This is a genomic window from Photorhabdus asymbiotica (assembly GCF_003634575.1).
GTDB lineage: Bacteria > Pseudomonadota > Gammaproteobacteria > Enterobacterales > Enterobacteriaceae > Photorhabdus > Photorhabdus asymbiotica.
This window is the reverse complement of the sequence record NZ_RBLJ01000002.1, coordinates 399387-418229: the sequence shown is the minus strand read 5'-3', so window position 1 is coordinate 418229 and position 18843 is coordinate 399387. Positions and strand designations below refer to the sequence as shown.

Below are 18843 nucleotides of genomic sequence, written 5' to 3'. Positions count from 1 at the left end.
AATAGTTTTAATTTGTTACTATTTTTACCCCAGATATTCGACACCACTCTTCCTGTTCTGCGACAGGATCTATCACAAATTTATCAGTATAGGCTTGAATAACACTTTCTGCCTGACTTGCCAGAATGCCAGATAAACCTAACAGACCTCCTGGTTTTGGTAATGCACCAATTACAGGGGCGAGTTCACGCAAGGGGCCTGCCAAAATATTAGCAATTACTACATCAGATTCAAGATCGTTTGGTTGATCTTTCGCCAAATATAGCGTTAAACGCTCTACAACGCCGTTACGCTCTGCATTATCACGGCTGGCCTGAATGGCTTGTGGATCGATATCTATGCCAATAGCGTGCGCAGCACCGAGTTTTAGCGCCGCAATTGCCAGTATGCCGGAGCCACAACCAAAATCAATGATGGTTTTTCCTGTTAGATCGAGGCTATCCAGCCATTGCAGGCATAGTGATGTGGTTGGGTGTGTGCCTGTACCAAAAGCCAATCCCGGGTCTAGCATGACATTGACAGCATCTGGGTCAGGGACTTCACGCCAGCTTGGGCAAACCCATAGACGATTCCCAAAACGCATTGGATGGAAGTTGTCCATCCATTCACGTTCCCAGTCTTTATCTTCTAGCTGCTCAATCTTATGAACAAATCCGTTACCCAACTGAGAAACTTGTTCAAGTTGGCAGATAACGGCTTTCATATCGGTTTCAGCATCATAAAGCCCGATGACGTCTGTATCTCCCCACAAACGAGTTTCACCTGGCAGAGGCTCGAATACAGGGTTATCGTGGCTGTCTTGAAAAGTGACCGATACGGCTCCGCTTTCCATCAGATGATCCCCCAGAGATTCAGCTAACTGTCCTGTAGTATTTAATCGAAGTTGTATCCAAGGCATAAAAATTCTCTTTTACTAAAAATAGGTTAAAAACAACCGGCTTAATGAGGTTTGGCTATCCGTTGCGGCAACCGGGGGCCGATAATATTACCAATCCCGAAAGCCAGCAGGCTAAATAGCAGTGATGGCACGATCGGATGAAAGTTTAATAATTGAATATTGAAACTGGCGAGCAGAGCATAGCTTACTGCCCCTATTATCATAGAACTGACTGCGCCATATGCATTGGCTTTTTCCCAGTATAATCCCAGCACCAATGGCCAGAGGAATACGGCTTGTAAACCACCGAAAGCCAGTAGATTCAGCCAAATGATCATTTCTGGTGGACGCCAGGCAGCTAAAAGTAGCAACAAGCCAAGAACCAAGGTAGAGCAATTGGAAATCCGGGTTAATTTCTTTTCTTGAGTGATTTGTTGTGGAAACAGGTTGAGATAGAGATCTTTGACGATCGTGGCAGAAGATTGCAGCAGTTGCGCATTAATCGTTGACATAATTGCCGCCATCGGCGCGGCCAGAAAAATTCCGGCGGCGAAGGGGGGTAACACGGTGATCATCAGTGTCGGGATGACTTGATCAGGAATGGTTAGATCCGGAACAATTGCCCGACCAAGAGCGCCTGCCAGGTGCATACCAAACATGAGGATGGTCATGACAATGGTGCCGATGATAATCCCATGATGGACGGCTTTGCTGTCGCGGTAGGAGATGCAACGGATGGCAGTATGAGGTAGCCCGATAACGCCAAAACAGACGAGTATCCAAAAAGAGGCCATGAAAGGCCCATTGAGGATATGGCCCGCCCCTTGTGGGGAAACTAATTCGGGATTAATTGTTCGTAATGTGGCAACAGCTTCCGGTAGGCCACCTGCTTTATAGACAACTGCTACCAGCAGCAGAACTGTGCCCAGCAGCATGACCAGTCCTTGTAGGGCATCATTGAGGACTCCTGCTCTAAAACCACCAAATGCGGTATAGAGAGCAATAGAGATACCAAAAATCATCAATCCAGCGCCATAAGGGATACCTGCGGCAGTTTCTAGCAGGCGTGCGCCGCCAATAAATTGGACGGTCATCGCTCCGATAAAAGCCACTAAAAGGCTTAGACTGGCAAACCAAACCAGAAAACGACTGCCATAGCGGGCATACAGCATGTCATTGAGAGTGACGGCGTTATAGCGGCGGGCGAGAATGGCAAATTTTTTACCCAGCACGCCAAGGGAAAGCCATATTGCTGGTAACTGAATCAGAGACAGTAATACCCACCCAAGGCCATATTTATAAGCTGCTCCTGGCCCACCAATAAATGAGCTGGCACTGATATAAGTCGCGGTAATGGTCATTGCCAGTACAAAACCACCCATTGAGCGATTACCAAGGAAATATTCAGTCAAGAAGGCGCCTTGTTGGCGGCGTCGATAAGCATAAATTGATAAAAGAAATACCAGAGCAAGATAACCTAGCAGAGGTAAGATGACTTCACTTTGCATTTTCATCCTCCAATGGGACTTCTTTGAAAATAAATTTAACCATCAACCAGCAGAGGAGGATAAATGTGACTGGCAGTAACAAACAGGCCATTTCGAACCAGCGCGGTAAGCCAGTGACACCAGGAGCATCACTGGGCAAATAGGCTGTCAACAGCCAGCTAATAAGGTAGGCAAGTGTCAGGAACATTGCCCAGCGTGCTTCTTTATGGGATTGAACAAATCGTCTGTCCATTCGTTCTTCCGGTAATTAAATAAGATGGGAAAGGGAAGGATTGTACGGCAAGAGATGGATTTATTCAGGAAAAATATGATGACGAAGTAAATAATCTGAGTTTCGCTGAAAAATTAATACTGTGAAACACAATATGAAATTAAATTATTGTTGGTAGTAATATTTGTCTAATATTTGTCACCATGTTTGCTATAGTGGGGAAAATTTAAAATATTGGTAAAATATTTTTATCGATCGTGACTATTCCTATTGGAGGAATCTACTATTCTACGGAAGTTTGTCCGACCAATATCAGGAATATCAAACTTTACTCATGAAAAAAGTTAAATAGCTGAATCAATAATAAGGAATATACCCAATGGATTTCAAGATGCATCGCGACGGCAAGGGAGCGAATCCCCGGGAGCATAGAGAACTATGTGACTGGGGTGAGAGAAAGCAGCCAACAAAGCAGCAACTTGAAGGATGAAGGATGAAGGGTATAGAGTATGTATGATTATATTATTGTTGGTATTGGTATCGTCGGGCTTGGCGTTGCTAACGCATTGCAGGAAGATCAGCCGAACATCAAAATATTGATGTTAGATAAAGAGAATACGCCAGCCAGGCATCAGAGCGGTCATAATAGCAATGTGGTGCATTCAGGTATTTATTATAAACCCGGTAGCCTGAAGGCTCGTCTGGCGATGCGTGGTAATAAAACCATATTCTCCTTTTGTCGCGAGCATGGTTTGTATCATGATCGCTGTGGTAAGGTTATTGTTGCCACACAGTCGAAAGAATTACCATTGCTAGAGAATCTCTATCAGCGAGGATTGCAAAATGGTTTGGAAGTTAGCCGCCTAAACCGTTGGCAACTTAATGAGCGTGAGCCACATGTTAATGGGTTAGAGGCGTTACTTGTTCCCGACGCTGGGATTGTGAACTATAAAGAAGTTGCAAATAAAATGGCAGAGATCATCCAGCAGCGTGGTGCAACTTTGATTTATGGTCAAATGGTTACAGCTATTGAAGAACGCAGTGACAGAGTAGATGTTATCACGCCACAGAATAGTTATCAGGCAAAATGGTTGATTAATTGCGCCGGGTTGCATAGCGATCGTATCGCTAGTTTGGCAGGTTATGATATTGGCATGAAGATTATTCCTTTTCGCGGTGAATACTACGTGCTGAATAATGAAAAAAACTATCTAGTTAACCATTTGATCTATCCAGTGCCGAATCCAGATTTCCCTTTCCTCGGTGTGCATTTTACCCGCATGTATAACGGAAAACGTGATATTGGCCCGAATGCGGTATTGGCATTTAAGCGTGAAGGCTATAAAAAAACCGATATTAATCTGAGAGATCTGAGTGAAATATTGAGTTACCGTGGTTTTTGGAAAATCGCCCGAGCTTATTTTGGTGAAGGAATGGCGGAGATGTACCGTTCATTATGTAAAAAACGGTTTGTTGCTAATGCTCGTTGTTTGATACCTGAACTTAATGTCGAAGATATTGTGCCGGGCCCCGCTGGTGTGCGTGCTCAGGCACTGACTGCCGATGGCAAGTTGGTTGATGATTTTCATATCGTTACTGGTGAGCGCTCACTACACGTTTGCAATGCGCCTTCACCAGCAGCAACGGCTTCAATTGAAATAGGCCGTGAAATTGTTTGCCAGTATTTGCCTGTGTGAATGTGCGATAATGATGAAGGTTATATCAGGTTAAATAAATGTAAAATAAGCGCAAATAGCATTGCAGATAAATGAGTTAAACATGGCAGAGAATAGGCCGTTTTTAGCGATAAAACGGCTATTTAAATCGCTAAAAAAGGAAACAAAGTAAAAATAGAAATTGAGCCACGTTAAAAAGGTGATCATGAGTAAAATGATTTTCATTCAATAAATGGTTTTCACTGAACAGTCTTTTAAACCTGACAGTTTTTACTTTTTCTCGTATTTAATGAGATTAAATAAACTTTTTTATTCTTTTTTTGCCGTTAATCTAAAGGGGTATTGGTTTTATTTAATGATTGTTTCAAATCTGTCTGGTGATAATAACATGCGATGAAAAGGCGTTTAATGTCCATGTAATCAACAAATAAAGGAGCGTTTAAACGCTCCTTAAAATATGTTGATGTTATTAAACCGGTTTTAAGTTTCCTGCAATCCCAATTTTTTCTCCAGATAGTGAATATTCGTGCCACCATTCTGGAAGTTTTCATCATTCATAATCGCTTGCTGAAGTTCAATATTGGTCTTGATGCCATCGATAATCAGTTCTGCCAATGCATTTTTCATTCGGGCAATGGCGTTATCACGATTTTCACCGTAAGTAATCAACTTACCAATCATTGAATCATAGTAAGGGGGCACGGTATAGCCGGCATAAATATGCGATTCCCAACGCACACCAAATCCGCCAGGTGAGTGGAAACGGGTAATTTTACCTGGGCTTGGTAGGAACGTGTTTGCATCTTCGGCGTTAATTCGGCATTCAATAGCGTGACCACGAACGATAACGTCTTTCTGTTTAATTGAAAGCGGCATCCCTGCGGCAATCCGTAATTGCTCTTTAATCAGGTCAACACCAGTAATCATTTCTGTCACTGGGTGCTCGACCTGAATACGGGTGTTCATCTCAATGAAATAAAACTCGCCGTTTTCATACAGGAATTCGAAAGTACCGGCGCCACGATAACCAATTTCGATACATGCGTTGGCACAGCGCTCACCAATGCTACGACGCATTTCTGGTGTGATACCGGGAGCAGGAGCCTCTTCAACAACTTTTTGGTGACGGCGTTGCATAGAACAATCACGTTCAGCCAAATAAATTGCTTGACCCTGACCGTCAGCTAGTACTTGGATCTCAATATGACGTGGATTTTCAAGGAATTTTTCCATGTAAACCATATCGTTATTGAAAGCAGCTTTTGCTTCCGCACGGGTCATATTGATTGATTGTTCCAGATCTTTATCACTGCGGACGACGCGCATACCGCGACCGCCACCACCACCGGATGCTTTGATGATCACGGGATAACCGATGCGTTTAGCAATGGTTTTATTTTTCTCCATGTCATCAGACAGTGGACCGTCAGAGCCAGGTACACAAGGAACGCCGGCTTTTTTCATCGCATTGATAGCGGAAACCTTATCTCCCATCAGGCGGATCGTTTCTGCTTTCGGGCCAATAAAAATAAAGCCAGAACGTTCAACTTGCTCAGCAAAATCGGCGTTTTCAGATAAGAACCCGTAACCCGGGTGAATGGCTACTGCCCCCGTGATTTCTGCCGCAGAAATAATCGCCGGGATGTTTAAATAGCTTTTTGCAGAAGCAGCCGGGCCAATACAGATAGTTTCGTCTGCCAGCAGTACGTGTTTTAAGTCACGATCCGCAGATGAATGTACCGCAACAGTTTTTATTCCTAGCTCTTTACAAGCTCGCAGGATGCGCAGTGCAATTTCACCACGGTTAGCAATTACAATTTTATCAAGCATGGGAACGCCTCGTTATTCGATGACGACCAACGGCTCGTCAAATTCAACGGGTTGACCGCTTTCTACAAGAATCGCTTTAACCACACCGGCTTTGTCGGCTTCGATCTGGTTCATCATTTTCATTGCTTCAACGATACACAGAGTATCGCCCACGCTGACATGTTGGCCGACTTCGATAAATGGTTTCGCATCTGGGCTAGGTGTACGGTAGAAAGTACCCACCATTGGAGAACGGACAATATGACCACTGATTTCAGCTGCTCTCTCAGTGATCGTTTCCGGCAAAGCTTGAGAAGGTGCAACAGCGTTAGCCAGCGCAGGTTGTTGCGCCTGGACGGGAATATATTGTTGAGCTGCCGGAAAACTCTGGGGTGCTAATGCGCGGCTGATGCGCACTGACTCTTCCCCTTCAGAGATTTCCAGTTCAGAAATGCCAGATTCTTCAACCAGCTCGATCAGTTTTTTTATTTTACGAATATCCATGAGTGTGATTCCGTACTCTTCTGTTTTATTTAGTTGAGTTTTGACAAGCGGTTTACCGCTGCCTGTAATGCAAAGCTATAGCCATCTACCCCTAAACCGCAGATTACACCAGCGGCAAGATCTGAAAGATATGAGTGATGACGAAATGGCTCGCGAGCGTGAACATTAGAGAGGTGGATCTCAATAAATGGGATCTTTACCGTCAACAATGCATCACGCAGTGCCACGCTGGTATGCGTGAATGCAGCAGGGTTAATTAAGATAAAATCAATGTTGCCCTGTGCAGAATGAATTCTGTTTATCAGCTCAAATTCTGCGTTGGATTGCAAGTGGCTGAATTTAACCCCCAATTTATGGGCTTCTTTAGACAATTTGCTGACGATATCATCAAGCGTTAAGCTGCCGTAGATATCGGGCTCCCGAGTTCCCAACATATTTAGGTTAGGGCCATTAAGGAGTAAAATGTGAAACTTGTCTGCCATTGTGCTGGTATCTCCGGCAATTTGTCAACAATCGCCTCAACATAATCCGATGTTAACGATTTGTCATCTTTTTATAACAGTCACTAAGCTTGTTTCTGCGGTAAAGCGCGACATTATAACAATATCGTGGCATTTAGCAGCTAAATACTGGTCTTATCAGAGAAAATGTCAAGAATTAAACAGCCGCACTTTCGAGGCTAGTCACAATTCTCAACGAACCCTGACTAACGTCCGTCCTGTTACCTGGTTAGCTATTAATTTATTCGCGTACTCTATTGTTTGATCCAGTGTTATCTCGGTGGTTGCCTGTTGATAAAAAGAGTCGGGCAACAGTTTTTGCAGGCGTTGCCATACAGCAGGCCGTTTTGCTGATGGAACAGTGACAGACTCTACACCTTGCAGACGTATATTCCGTAAAATAAATGGCATAACTGTTGTTGGCAGGTTTACTCCACCAGCGAGGCCACATGCTGCAACGGTACCGCTGTAGTGAGTTTGAGCCAGTATTGTTGCCAGTACATTATCGCCTACTGTATCAATTGCACCGGCCCAAAGCTGTTTTTCAAGTGGGCGAGGGGAACGGTTAAATTCGTCGCGTGGTAGAACCTTCTTTGCTCCAAGGGATAACAAGTATTCGTGATTTTCTTGCCTGCCGCTGACAGCAACAACGGAATAGCCAAGTTGTGAAAGCAGTGTTACCGCGGTACTTCCTACACCCCCGCTAGCACCCGTGACAATGACATCACCATTTTCTGGCAGGACTCCGCCTTCTTCCAGGGCCATCACGCACAGCATGGCAGTAAAGCCGGCAGTACCAATGATCATTGCTTGTCTGCTATCTAAACCCGCGGGTAAAGGGGTCAGCCAATCGCCTGAAACTCGGGCTTGTTCCGCCAGACCACCCCAGTGATTTTCGCCTACACCCCAGCCAGTTAGCAGCACATGCTGGCCGATATGAAAACGGGGATCTTCAGTACTATGTACAATGCCTGAAAAATCAATACCCGGTATCATTGGGAACTGACGGATAATTTTCCCTTTACCTGTGATTGCTAATGCATCTTTGTAATTCAAAGTTGACCAGTGAATATCAACGGTAACTTCTCCTACAGGCAGAAGAGAGGGGTTAACTTCCTGTATAGAAGCGAATAATTGATTCTGTTTTTGTTCAAGTAATAGGGATTTCATTATTGCTTTGCTCTCTGGTAAGTGACTTTCTTATCAGATAAGAATAGATAAAAATTGGCAGTTTACATAAGAAATATAAGAAAAAATAAAGTTTTGATGGATTATAAAACGGAATTTGTTCGCATTTTTTCTATGTTGTTTCAGTATATTGCGAGCTATTTCAGAAAATTCTGTTTTTTATTATATTGCAGCAGGAAGTATTGTATTTTACCTGGAATTTATTACATGATTAGCTTGTTCGTTGCGTAGGCTGATTAGTTGCAGTGACTATCGGAAATAACGAGAAAACGAGGGCCTAATGTGGATTTTAGTGAACTTACAGGAACAACTACGGGTTAGAATAGAGATATGTGGCTCGACTGCTACAGCAATGATGACGCTATAACGTCGAATTGTGCAAAATCAGGTGATTTCTGCATGATATATACCCAATAGATTTCGAGTTGCAGCGCGGCGGCAAGTGAACGAATCCCCGGGAGCATAGATAACGATGTGACTGGGGTGAGTGAATGCAGCCAACAAAGCAGCAACTTGAAGGATGAAGGGTATAGGATAATTGGTAAAATTAACCCATTTTTATGCAGTTTTTTTCTGCTCTGTTTGGGAAAAGTAACGTAGAATATTGCGCTGTTGATATGAATAACGTAGCCACTTTTTTATTGAAGCAAGTGCTTATGTGCCTTGTCGCTGCTTCATGTGGTTGGTAGAGTAGACGGGTTTCATTCCGTCCCCAGCTTGCAGGATTATCCTTTCGCTATGTTTAAAAAATTTCGTGGCATGTTTTCCAACGACTTGTCTATTGACTTGGGTACCGCCAATACCCTTATTTACGTCAAAGGTCAGGGTATTGTATTGAATGAACCTTCTGTAGTTGCAATCCGTCAGGATCGTGCTGGTTCATCAAAAAGTGTTGCTGCTGTTGGGCAAGAAGCAAAACAAATGCTGGGTCGTACACCGGGCAATATCGCTGCAATTCGTCCTATGAAAGATGGTGTGATTGCTGATTTTTATGTTACAGAAAAAATGCTGCAACACTTTATTAAACAAGTTCATAGCAACAGTTTTATGCGCCCAAGTCCGCGAGTTTTAGTTTGTGTTCCAGTCGGTGCAACTCAGGTTGAACGTCGGGCAATCCGTGAATCTGCACTCAGTGCGGGAGCCCGTGAAGTATTTTTGATTGAAGAACCTATGTCTGCGGCTATTGGCGCTGGCTTACCTGTTTCTGAAGCCACAGGTTCAATGGTTGTGGATATTGGCGGCGGTACCACAGAAGTGGCGGTTATTTCTCTGAATGGCGTGGTTTATTCATCATCTGTACGTATCGGTGGTGATCGCTTTGATGAGGCGATTATCAATTATGTCCGCCGTAATTATGGTGCGTTGATTGGTGAAGCGACGGCTGAACGTATTAAACACACTATCGGTTCTGCCTATCCCGGCGATGAGATGCTGGAGATTGAAGTTCGTGGTCGTAATTTAGCTGAGGGCGTACCACGTGGGTTTACTCTTAATTCCAATGAGATTCTTGAAGCTCTGCAAGAGCCATTAACAGGTATCGTCAGTGCTGTCATGGTTGCCCTTGAACAGTGCCCGCCAGAATTGGCTTCCGATATTTCAGAACGTGGCATGATTTTGACCGGTGGTGGTGCGTTGCTGCGTAATCTTGATCGTTTATTGATAGAGGAAACCGGTATCCCGGTCATTGTTGCGGAAGATCCATTGACATGCGTTGCCCGCGGTGGTGGAAAAGCGCTTGAAATGATTGATATGCATGGTGGTGAACTCTTCAGCGAGGAGTGAGTGTTAACTTGCAAGTGAGGGGGGGATGACCGCTGGATTCAGACCTCCTTGCTATTGCTGTCTGGGAATTCCATTGCTTATGAAACAATACAGTTTGGAATAGCGCAGCTTATGAAGCCAATTTTTAGCCGGGGACCTTCCCTGCAATTACGACTTTTTTTTGCTGTTATTGTTGCCATTACTTTGGTCGTGGTGGATAGCCGCCTTGATGCTCTCAGTAAAGTACGTAGCTATATGGATACGGTAGTCAGCCCATTTTATTTTCTTGCCAATGGTCCGCGTCAAGTACTTGATGGTGTGTCAGAAACCCTTGCCTCCCGTGAACAACTTCAATTGGAAAATCGAGCTTTACGCCAGGAATTATTGATGAAAAACAGCGATATGCTGTTGTTAGGGCAACTTAAACAAGAAAATTCCCGCCTGCGTGAACTGTTGGGATCACCGTTGCGTCAGGATGAGCATATGATGGTGACACAGGTGATTTCAGGTAAGGCTAATCCTTATAGTGATCAGGTGGTAATCGATAAGGGCTCAAGAGAAGGCGTTTATGAAGGACAACCGGTTATCAGTGATAAAGGCATTGTTGGTCAGGTTGTTGCTGTCAGCCAGTTTACCAGCCGGGTATTACTGATTTGTGATACGACTCATGCTTTGCCAATACAGGTCTTACGTAATGATATTCGGGCCATTGTTGCTGGTGCGGGTTGTGCGGATGATTTGCAATTTGAGTTATTGCCAAGCAATACAGATATTCGGGTTGGAGATGTGTTGGTCACTTCTGGATTGGGGGGGCGCTTTCCTGAAGGGTATCCGGTAGCTGTGGTTTCGTCAGTTAAAGTTGATAATCAACGGGCCTATACTGTGATTAAAGCCCGGCCAACGGCAGAATTACAGCGTTTGCGTTATTTACTGTTATTGTGGGGAGCGGATAATAATCCATCGGAACCATTGCCTCCATCGGATGTTTATCGGGCAGCTAACGAACGTTTAATGCAAATGATGCCTCAGGTATTGCCACATGCAAATGAAATGGGACCGCCAGCACCTCCTTCTGTTTCTGATGAAATAACTAAAACGGCAGAAAAAGTGACAAATTCTGAGCTGACCGTGACGCCAGCTAAGTTTATCAGTGCGAGAAATCATTAATGAATCAATACCGAAGTCATGGGCGTTGGGTCATTTGGTTATCTTTCTTGATTGCAATGGTGCTGCAAATTATGCCGTGGCCGGAGCAAATTTATATGTATCGGCCTACCTGGTCAGCACTGTTACTCATTTATTGGGGGATGGCATTACCTCACAGAGTCAGTGTTGGTACTGGTTTTGTACTGGGAGTCATCATAGATCTGATTCAGGGCGCGACACTGGGTGTTAATGCCCTGGCTTACAGTCTGGTTAGTTATTTAGTGTCATTTAAGTTCCAATTATTCCGCAATATGGCACTCTGGCAGCAGGCTTTGGTCGTTGTTGCTTTATCTGTGCTGATGGATTTTAGTGTTTTTTGGGCAGAATTTTTGTTATCAAATGTTGCTTTTCATTCAGAAGTATTCTGGAACAGTTTGGTCAATGGTATCCTTTGGCCGTGGTTATTCCTGTTAATGCGAAAAATCCGTCGTCAGTTTAATGTGCATTAGTGCTCAAACGGTAATTTTTAATGTTCTGACGAAAAACTTATTCCAGTAGGCGTTATTGATGCAGGCCATTCTTTCCAATAAATCGTGGATACGGACAGCACTCATAACCTGAACATATATACCCAATAGATTTCAAGTTGCAGCGCGGCGGCAAGTGAACGAATCCCCAGGAGCATAGATAACGATGTGACTGGGGTGAGTGAAAGCAGCCAACAAAGCAGTAACTTGAAGGATGAAGGGTATACATAGTACGTGAAGATGGTTACCGTACTAAAAGTATGTTCAAAAGCTAATGCTTTTTGAGTTCTGCCCAAGAATCGCTCTTAAATACCAAAGAAGGGCAAAGACAATAGCCTAATGAGATAGGTAGTAAGGACAACATATCATCATGAAAACCCTCTATCTGGCTTCCGGCTCACCAAGGCGGCGTGAGCTGGTTGAATTATTGAACTTTAAATTTGAAATTCTTTCCCCTCAGGTAGAGGAGCAATGGCAAGAGGGTGAAACTCCGCATCAATATGTCAGCCGATTAGCAAAAGATAAATCTCTGGCAGGAGTTGCGATTGCACCGGAAGATTTTCTGGTGCTGGGAGCTGATACTATTGTTGTATTGAATAATAAAATTCTGGAAAAACCCCGTAGTGAACAACATGCTGTTGAAATGCTTAGCGCGCTCTCCGGTCAGTGTCATCAGGTGATTACGGCTATTGCTTTATCAGATAGTCAGCGTACTTTAAGTGATATAGTCATTACAGATGTGACTTTTCGCCAATTGTCTACGCAGGAAATTTTGGATTATGTTGCAACTGGTGAGCCAATGGACAAAGCGGGTGCTTATGGTATTCAGGGAAAGGCGGGTTGCTTTGTTAAAACTTTGAACGGTAGTTATCACGCAGTAGTTGGTTTGCCATTGGTGGAAACGCATGAATTAATCACAAAGTTTTTTGCGTTAGTTGATGGAAAGAGGAACACATGACAACAGAGTTATTAGTCAACGTAACACCATCCGAAACGCGCGTTGCCTACATTGATGGTGGAACCTTGCAGGAAATCCATGTTGAGAGAGAAGCTAAAAGGGGAATTGTTGGCAATATTTACAAAGGTCGTGTAAGCCGGGTATTGCCAGGAATGCAAGCAGCCTTTGTTGATATTGGGTTGGAAAAAGCCGCCTTTCTGCATGCCTCAGATATTATGCCTCATACGGAATGCATTGCTGGTGAAGAACAAAAGAACTTTCATGTCCGAGATATTGCAGAACTGGTTCGTCAGGGGCAGGACTTAATGGTTCAGGTGGTGAAAGATCCGCTTGGCACCAAAGGAGCCCGGCTAACTACGGATATTACATTGCCTTCCCGCTATCTTGTATTTATGCCAGGTGCTTCTCATGTCGGGGTTTCACAACGTATTGAAAGTGAAGACGAGCGTAATCGTCTGAAAAATATTGTTGCTGACTATTGTGATGAGCATGGTGGTTTCATTATTAGAACTGCGGCTGAAGGGGTTGGTGATGATGAGTTAGCTCAGGATGCCGCTTTCTTGAAACGACTGTGGAGTAAGGTAATAGAGCGTAAAAAGCGCAATGTCACCAAAAATAAACTTTATGGTGAACTGGCTCTGGCTCATCGTATTCTGCGTGATTTCGCTGGAACAGCTCTTGATCGTATTCGTGTAGATTCTCGTCTAATGTTTAATCAGTTACAGGAATTTATTAGTGAATATATTCCTAAAATGACCGCCAAACTGGAACTTTACAACGGTAATCAGCCTATTTTTGATTTGTTCGATGTAGAAAATGAGGTCCAACGGGCTCTCGACCGTAAAGTTGAATTAAAGTCAGGTGGTTATTTGATTATTGACCAAACAGAAGCGATGACCACAATAGATATTAATACCGGAGCATTTGTTGGACACCGTAATCTGGAAGAAACTATTTTTAATACTAATATCGAAGCGACACAGGCGATTGCCAGGCAATTAAGATTGCGTAATCTGGGTGGTATTATCATTATTGATTTTATTGATATGAACAGTGAAGATCACCGTCGCCGGGTATTAGCTTCTCTTGAACAGGCGCTGAGTAAAGATCGTGTTAAAACAACGATTAATGGTTTTTCTCAGCTCGGATTAGTAGAAATGACGCGTAAGCGAACCCGAGAGAGCATTGAACATATACTCTGTGACGATTGTCCTACTTGTCATGGACGGGGAACGGTGAAATCGGTTGAAACGGTCTGTTATGAGATTATGCGCGAAATTGTGCGTGTTCACCGGGCAGTGGATGCAGATCGCTTTCTTATTTATGCATCGCCAGCCGTGGTCGAAGCGTTGAAAGGGGAAGAATCTCATGCACTGGCAGAAGTGGAAATTTTTGTTGGTAAACAGGTAAAAGTTCAGACAGAACAGCTCTATAGTCAGGAACAGTTTGACGTAGTCATGATGTAATAACTATTTGGTTTGCTGACATAACAGCACTGAAAACCAAGGAGATGCGTGTGAGGCGACTGCCGGGAGTATTATTAGCGACAGCCGCAATAGTCATTATCATTGTGGCTTTGCTTGTCAGTGGATTGCGTTTTCTATTGCCACATATTAATAGCTATCGTCCGCAATTGCTCGCTAAAGTTGAGTCAATTATCGGTGTACCTGTTGATGTTGGATATATTACGGGGGAATGGGAATCTTTTGGTCCCGTGCTTGAACTACGTGATATTAGTGTGAAAACTGCAAGCGCAGATGTGAAAGCTAAAAAAATCACGGTTGCATTGGATATCTGGTTATCTTTGTTAAGAATGCGGTGGAATTTCCGCGATCTTACTTTTTATCAGTTGCAGGTGAATTACCATCAACCGCTGTTTAATGATCAAAGTGGTAATATGTTTTCCCAATCAGATACGTTTTCTGATCTGTTTCTTGAACAGTTTGACCATTTTAATTTGCAAGATAGCCGTCTGACTTTTTTAACACCCTCCGGCGAGCGGGCTGATCTGCTGTTACCACGATTAACTTGGTTGAATAAAAATAATCGTCACCGTGCACAGGGGGAAATAAGCCTTTCTTCTATTAATAATCAGCATGGGAATGTCCAGGTTAAATTTGATTTGCATGACACTCACGGCGTATTGGATAACGGTACTATTTATTTACAGGCAGATAATGTTGATGTTCATCCATGGCTGAGCCATTGGTTGCAGGATAATACCGGGTTGAAAGATGCTGAATTTAGCTTGTCTAGCTGGATTATGCTTAAAGATGGACGAATTGATGGCGGCCAACTGCAATTACGTCAGGGGGAAGCTAACTGGAAAGTTGCTGATAAACTCCACAATCTGTCTGTCAGTGATTTGGTGTTGCGAATGCGCCGTCAGGATAATGGTTGGTTGTTTGATGTGCCTGAGTTGACAAGCCTGGTTACTGACGGTCAGCAATGGCCGTCAGGAAAGGCATCGGTACTCTATCTACCGGAAGCTAAGAACTATGATAACAAAGATCACTGGCGTATCCGGGCAGAAAATATTCAACTTGAACGGTTGAGTAGCATTTTACCCACTTTTTCTTTTTTGACTCCTGACCTTGTCAGAGATTGGGAACATCGGCAGCCACAGGGATTGGTAAATCATTTCGCTCTCGATATTACACCGGAAATGGCAGAGAGTTCGCACATCAGTATGCAATGGCAAAATGTCAGTTGGCAGCGTTGGCAGGAATTGCCTTCCATTGATAATTTCTCTGGTTCTCTCAATGGGCGTTTGCAGCAGGGGAAACTGAGTTTTACGTTGAAAGATAGCGTCGTTGATTATCGAGATATGTTCCAGGCACCGTTTGAGATATCCCAAAGTCACGGTGAAGTGTTTTGGCAGCAGGATAAACGAGGTTTACAACTTTGGAGTCAGGGGCTGGATTTACAAGCAAAATCGTTGTGGCTCAGTGGTGATTTTCGTTATCAACAGCCGAAAGAACAGCCTCCGGCGCTAAGTATTCTGGCGGGAATACGGGTTTATGATGCAGGTGATGCCTGGCGATATTTCCCTGTGCCTTTGATGGGAACATCTTTGACTGACTATCTGACGGCATCAATCATTAAAGGACGGATAGAAAACGCGACTTTCGTTTTTCAGGGTAATCCTAAAGATTTTCCATTTACTAAGAATGATGGTCAGTTTCAGATTTTTGCTCCACTGCGTCATGCTACTTTCCAATATCAGCCAAACTGGCCGGCATTGCAGGATCTTGATATTGATCTTAATTTCCATAATAACGGTTTATGGATGCTTGCTCCGCAAACGGCACTTGGCAAAGTGAAAGCGGGTAATGTTTCAGCAGTAATTGCTGATTACCGTAAAAAGAAACTGTTGATTGGTGCTGATCTGCTGGGAGATGGCAAAGATATCCATGAATACTTTACCCGCAGTCCGTTAGCAGATTCCGTTGGTAAAACGCTTGATACGTTGCAAGTTAGTGGTCAGATTACGGGTAATTTACATTTGGATATTCCGCTTGATGGTGGCAATGTAGATGTCAGCGGTGAGGTCACGTTAAAGAATAATCATTTGCTGATTAAGCCGTTAGACAGCGAAATGAAAAATGTTAAGGGTCGGTTCCGTTTCAAGAATGGCAACTTACAAAGTGACAAATTATCCGTTCAGTGGTTTGGGCAGCCTGTTACTGTTGATTTCTCTACCCAGAATTTACTGAAAAACTATCGAGTGGATGTTGGCTTGAATGCTCATTGGGCTCCTGAAAAGTTACCTAAGGTGCCACCAGCGATTGCCAAAGGACTGTTTGGTTCCATTGGTTGGCAAGGTAAAGTCGGCATTAGTTTACCGCATCAAGGTAAGGCTCAATATGATGTAAAAATCGACGCTGATTTGTCGCAAGTGGACAGCCAGTTACCCGCCTTGAAAGCAGATGAAATACGAAAACTGAAAGCTCTGCATATTTTGGCTGATGGTGATATGGATCGGCTACAAGTGAAGGGCACTTTGGGCAAACAGTACGTATTTAATACTCAATGGCGTTTAACAGAAAAAAATAGCCAACTGTTACGAGGAATTTTACAAAGTAATGGCGGCAAAGTTCCTGACTTACCAGAGAAGTCACTATTGGCGTTGGATTTTCCGTCAATTAGCGGTGAAGAGTGGTTGGGGTTGATTACTCCTCTAATTTCTGATTCTTCATTTTCAGAAGTGTCAATGTTGCCCCAGTATCTGCGGGTATCATTTCCATCATTGGATGTGGGAGGACAGCGTTGGAATCAATTATCGTTGGATGTGGAAAAACAGCCTTGGGGAACGCAGATCAGTGCTAATGGCCAGGAAATCAACGGTAAGCTTAATATTCATAATAATGGCCCGTGGCAGGTGAATCTGAACTATCTTTATTATAACCCTCAGCAACATAGTTTTGAGCAACCTGAATCAACTTTGCTTAAGCAATCTCAGATAAGTGCAACTCAGCGTTATTCGCTGAACCAATGGCCGTCATTAGATATCATCTGCTCTGAGTGCTGGGTTATGGGATTGAAGCTGGGGAGCGTGTCAGGGACTCTGATACCAGAAGGTAATGCTTTGGTATTAAAAGATGGCAAGGCGGAAAATAGCGTTAGTAAACTCGATTTGACCGGTCGTTGGCAAGAAAGTGCTGTAGGGAATAGTACTCATCTTATGGGGCAATTTTCTGGTGGAAGGTTTGATGAGATGGCGTCTTACCTTGGCGTGGTTGTGCCAATTGTTAATTCACCGTTTACCTTCCGTTTTGATTTTAACTGGCAAGATGTACCCTGGAAGCCTGATTTACATACGCTGAATGGCAATCTTAAAAGCGATTTAGGTAAAGGTGCGATTGAAAAGCTGGGAGGAGGGAGTGCGGGTCAGCTACTCAGACTAGTTAGTTTTGATGCTCTGTTGCGTAAATTGCGACTCGATTTTAGTGATACTTTTAGCCAGGATTTTGAATTTGATTCAATTCGTGGTGATGCTTCAATAAAAAGCGGGATACTCAATACCAAAAATTTACGGATTGATGGGTTAATTGCTGATGTGACAACGCAAGGGGAGATTGATTTTGTTCGCCAACAGATCAATATAGAAGCGATTGTCACACCAGAAATTTCGGCTACTGTCGGTGTAGCGACAGCTTTTGTTATTAATCCAGTAGCAGGTGCCGCCCTATTTGCGGCAACTAAGGTTTTGGGGCCTTTATGGAATAAGATATCGGTTATTCGTTACCGGATTACCGGTAATCTTGATCAGCCGAAAATTGATGAAGTTTTGCGTCAGCTTAAGGAGAATAGAGGAACATGAGAAACGTCAATGTTGCACTCTTACAGTTATGTAGCGGTGAGAATATCAAACATAATTTGGCGCAAATTGAACAACAAATTAAGCCGTTGCCGGATACCATCAAGCTTGTCATGACTCCGGAAAATGCGTTGTTGTTTGCTGATGCTGCCAGCTATCGTAAACATGCAGAACAGCAGGGGAAAGGACCTTTGCAGCAGGCTGTCAGCGATATTGCGCGTCGTTATGGTGTCTGGTTATTAATTGGCTCCATGCCGCTTATCAGCCGTGAAAATCCTGAACAGATTACTAGCAGCAGCTTGTTATTTGATGATCAGGGCGAGATCCGCGCCCGTTACGACAAAATCCATATGTTTGATGTCAATATTAATGATGAACATGGAGCATATAACGAGTCGGCTGGTTTCCAGCGTGGGGAACATATTACTGTTGTGGATACGCCTGTCGGCCGCCTTGGAATGGCCATCTGTTATGATCTACGTTTCCCAGGGTTGTTTCAGGCGCTGCGTGAACAAGGCGCTGAATTGATATCTGTTCCTGCGGCATTTACCCGTTTAACAGGAAAAGCACATTGGGAGCCATTGTTACGGGCCCGTGCTATTGAAAACCAGTGTATTTTGTTAGCGCCAGCTCAGGTTGGTGTACATGGGACCCGCCAGACATGGGGCCATTCAATGGCAGTAGACGGCTGGGGAAAGGTGATTAAGAAAAACCCAGATGCAGTCAGTGCACTACAGCTGAATGTTAGGGCTGACAGCTTGAAGATTATACGTGAGCAGATGAAAGTGGCGAAACATAACCGCTTCCGGCCACAGTTGACTTCCCTGATTAAAAAGAATACCACAAATTAAAGAGTAA

At 43.8% G+C, this 18843-nt stretch carries 16 protein-coding genes; 9 read left to right on the top strand and 7 right to left on the bottom strand.

The features are described 5' to 3' along the window. Positions 1-7 precede the first annotated feature (7 nt). Genes prmA through BDD30_RS08755 form a run of 3 tightly spaced genes read right to left on the bottom strand, consistent with a single transcriptional unit; the run spans position 8 to position 2617 of the window. Entirely contained in the window at positions 8-898 is an 891-nt protein-coding gene (gene prmA / locus BDD30_RS08765) for a 50S ribosomal protein L11 methyltransferase (RefSeq protein ID WP_015835795.1), read from the bottom strand. A 41-nt stretch (positions 899-939) separates the two neighbouring features. Next, on the bottom strand, positions 940-2385 hold the full coding sequence (gene panF, locus BDD30_RS08760; protein WP_015835794.1) for a sodium/pantothenate symporter: 1446 nt from the start codon (positions 2383-2385) through the stop codon (positions 940-942). Further along, positions 2375-2617: a YhdT family protein gene (locus BDD30_RS08755; RefSeq protein ID WP_015835793.1), complete on the bottom strand. Its 243-nt coding sequence runs from the start codon at positions 2615-2617 to the stop codon at positions 2375-2377. Before BDD30_RS08755 ends, panF begins: the two co-directional genes overlap by 11 nt. A gap of 488 nt (positions 2618-3105) precedes the next feature. Between BDD30_RS08755 and lhgO the strand changes: the two genes are divergently transcribed. Then, positions 3106-4293, top strand: a complete 1188-nt coding sequence (gene lhgO, locus BDD30_RS08750) for an L-2-hydroxyglutarate oxidase (RefSeq protein ID WP_015835792.1) — start codon at positions 3106-3108, stop codon at positions 4291-4293. A 459-nt stretch (positions 4294-4752) separates the two neighbouring features. On the opposite strand, the gene accC is transcribed toward lhgO, so the two are convergent. The 4 genes from accC to acuI all read right to left on the bottom strand — a co-directional run bounded on the left by accC (position 4753) and on the right by acuI (position 8255). Continuing rightward, positions 4753-6102, bottom strand: a complete 1350-nt coding sequence (gene accC / locus BDD30_RS08745; RefSeq protein WP_015835790.1) for an acetyl-CoA carboxylase biotin carboxylase subunit — start codon at positions 6100-6102, stop codon at positions 4753-4755. 12 nt (positions 6103-6114) lie between these two features. Beyond that, positions 6115-6585, bottom strand: a complete 471-nt coding sequence (accB, locus tag BDD30_RS08740; RefSeq protein WP_015835789.1) for an acetyl-CoA carboxylase biotin carboxyl carrier protein — start codon at positions 6583-6585, stop codon at positions 6115-6117. Positions 6586-6614: 29 nt separating this feature from the next. Next, on the bottom strand, positions 6615-7067 hold the full coding sequence (gene aroQ / locus BDD30_RS08735; RefSeq protein ID WP_015835788.1) for a type II 3-dehydroquinate dehydratase: 453 nt from the start codon (positions 7065-7067) through the stop codon (positions 6615-6617). A gap of 210 nt (positions 7068-7277) precedes the next feature. Next, positions 7278-8255 (bottom strand): acrylyl-CoA reductase (NADPH), encoded by a 978-nt coding sequence (gene acuI / locus BDD30_RS08730; RefSeq protein ID WP_015835787.1) that lies wholly within the window; start codon positions 8253-8255, stop codon positions 7278-7280. A 492-nt stretch (positions 8256-8747) separates the two neighbouring features. Here acuI and BDD30_RS24650 point away from each other — a divergent pair, with 492 nt between their 5' ends. The 8 genes from BDD30_RS24650 to nit1 all read left to right on the top strand — a co-directional run bounded on the left by BDD30_RS24650 (position 8748) and on the right by nit1 (position 18836). Further along, on the top strand, positions 8748-8873 hold the full coding sequence (locus BDD30_RS24650) for a hypothetical protein (RefSeq protein ID WP_282958025.1): 126 nt from the start codon (positions 8748-8750) through the stop codon (positions 8871-8873). Between the two features lie 138 nt (positions 8874-9011). Continuing rightward, the gene (mreB, locus tag BDD30_RS08725) at positions 9012-10055 is read left to right on the top strand and encodes a rod shape-determining protein MreB (RefSeq protein WP_036768430.1); all 1044 of its coding nucleotides are present in this window, start codon (positions 9012-9014) and stop codon (positions 10053-10055) included. Positions 10056-10166: 111 nt separating this feature from the next. Continuing rightward, positions 10167-11201 (top strand): rod shape-determining protein MreC, encoded by a 1035-nt coding sequence (gene mreC / locus BDD30_RS08720; protein WP_015835785.1) that lies wholly within the window; start codon positions 10167-10169, stop codon positions 11199-11201. After that, positions 11201-11689, top strand: a complete 489-nt coding sequence (gene mreD / locus BDD30_RS08715) for a rod shape-determining protein MreD (protein ID WP_015835784.1) — start codon at positions 11201-11203, stop codon at positions 11687-11689. Before mreC ends, mreD begins: the two co-directional genes overlap by 1 nt. Positions 11690-12077: 388 nt before the next feature. Further along, entirely contained in the window at positions 12078-12665 is a 588-nt protein-coding gene (locus tag BDD30_RS08710) for a Maf family protein (protein ID WP_015835783.1), read from the top strand. Beyond that, positions 12662-14131: a ribonuclease G gene (gene rng / locus BDD30_RS08705; RefSeq protein ID WP_015835782.1), complete on the top strand. Its 1470-nt coding sequence runs from the start codon at positions 12662-12664 to the stop codon at positions 14129-14131. Before BDD30_RS08710 ends, rng begins: the two co-directional genes overlap by 4 nt. Before the next feature lie 50 nt (positions 14132-14181). Beyond that, positions 14182-17988, top strand: coding sequence for an AsmA2 domain-containing protein YhdP (gene yhdP / locus BDD30_RS08700; RefSeq protein ID WP_041382430.1), 3807 nt, complete (start codon positions 14182-14184; stop codon positions 17986-17988). Beyond that, on the top strand, positions 17985-18836 hold the full coding sequence (nit1, locus tag BDD30_RS08695; protein WP_015835780.1) for a deaminated glutathione amidase: 852 nt from the start codon (positions 17985-17987) through the stop codon (positions 18834-18836). Before yhdP ends, nit1 begins: the two co-directional genes overlap by 4 nt. Positions 18837-18843: the final 7 nt, after the last annotated feature.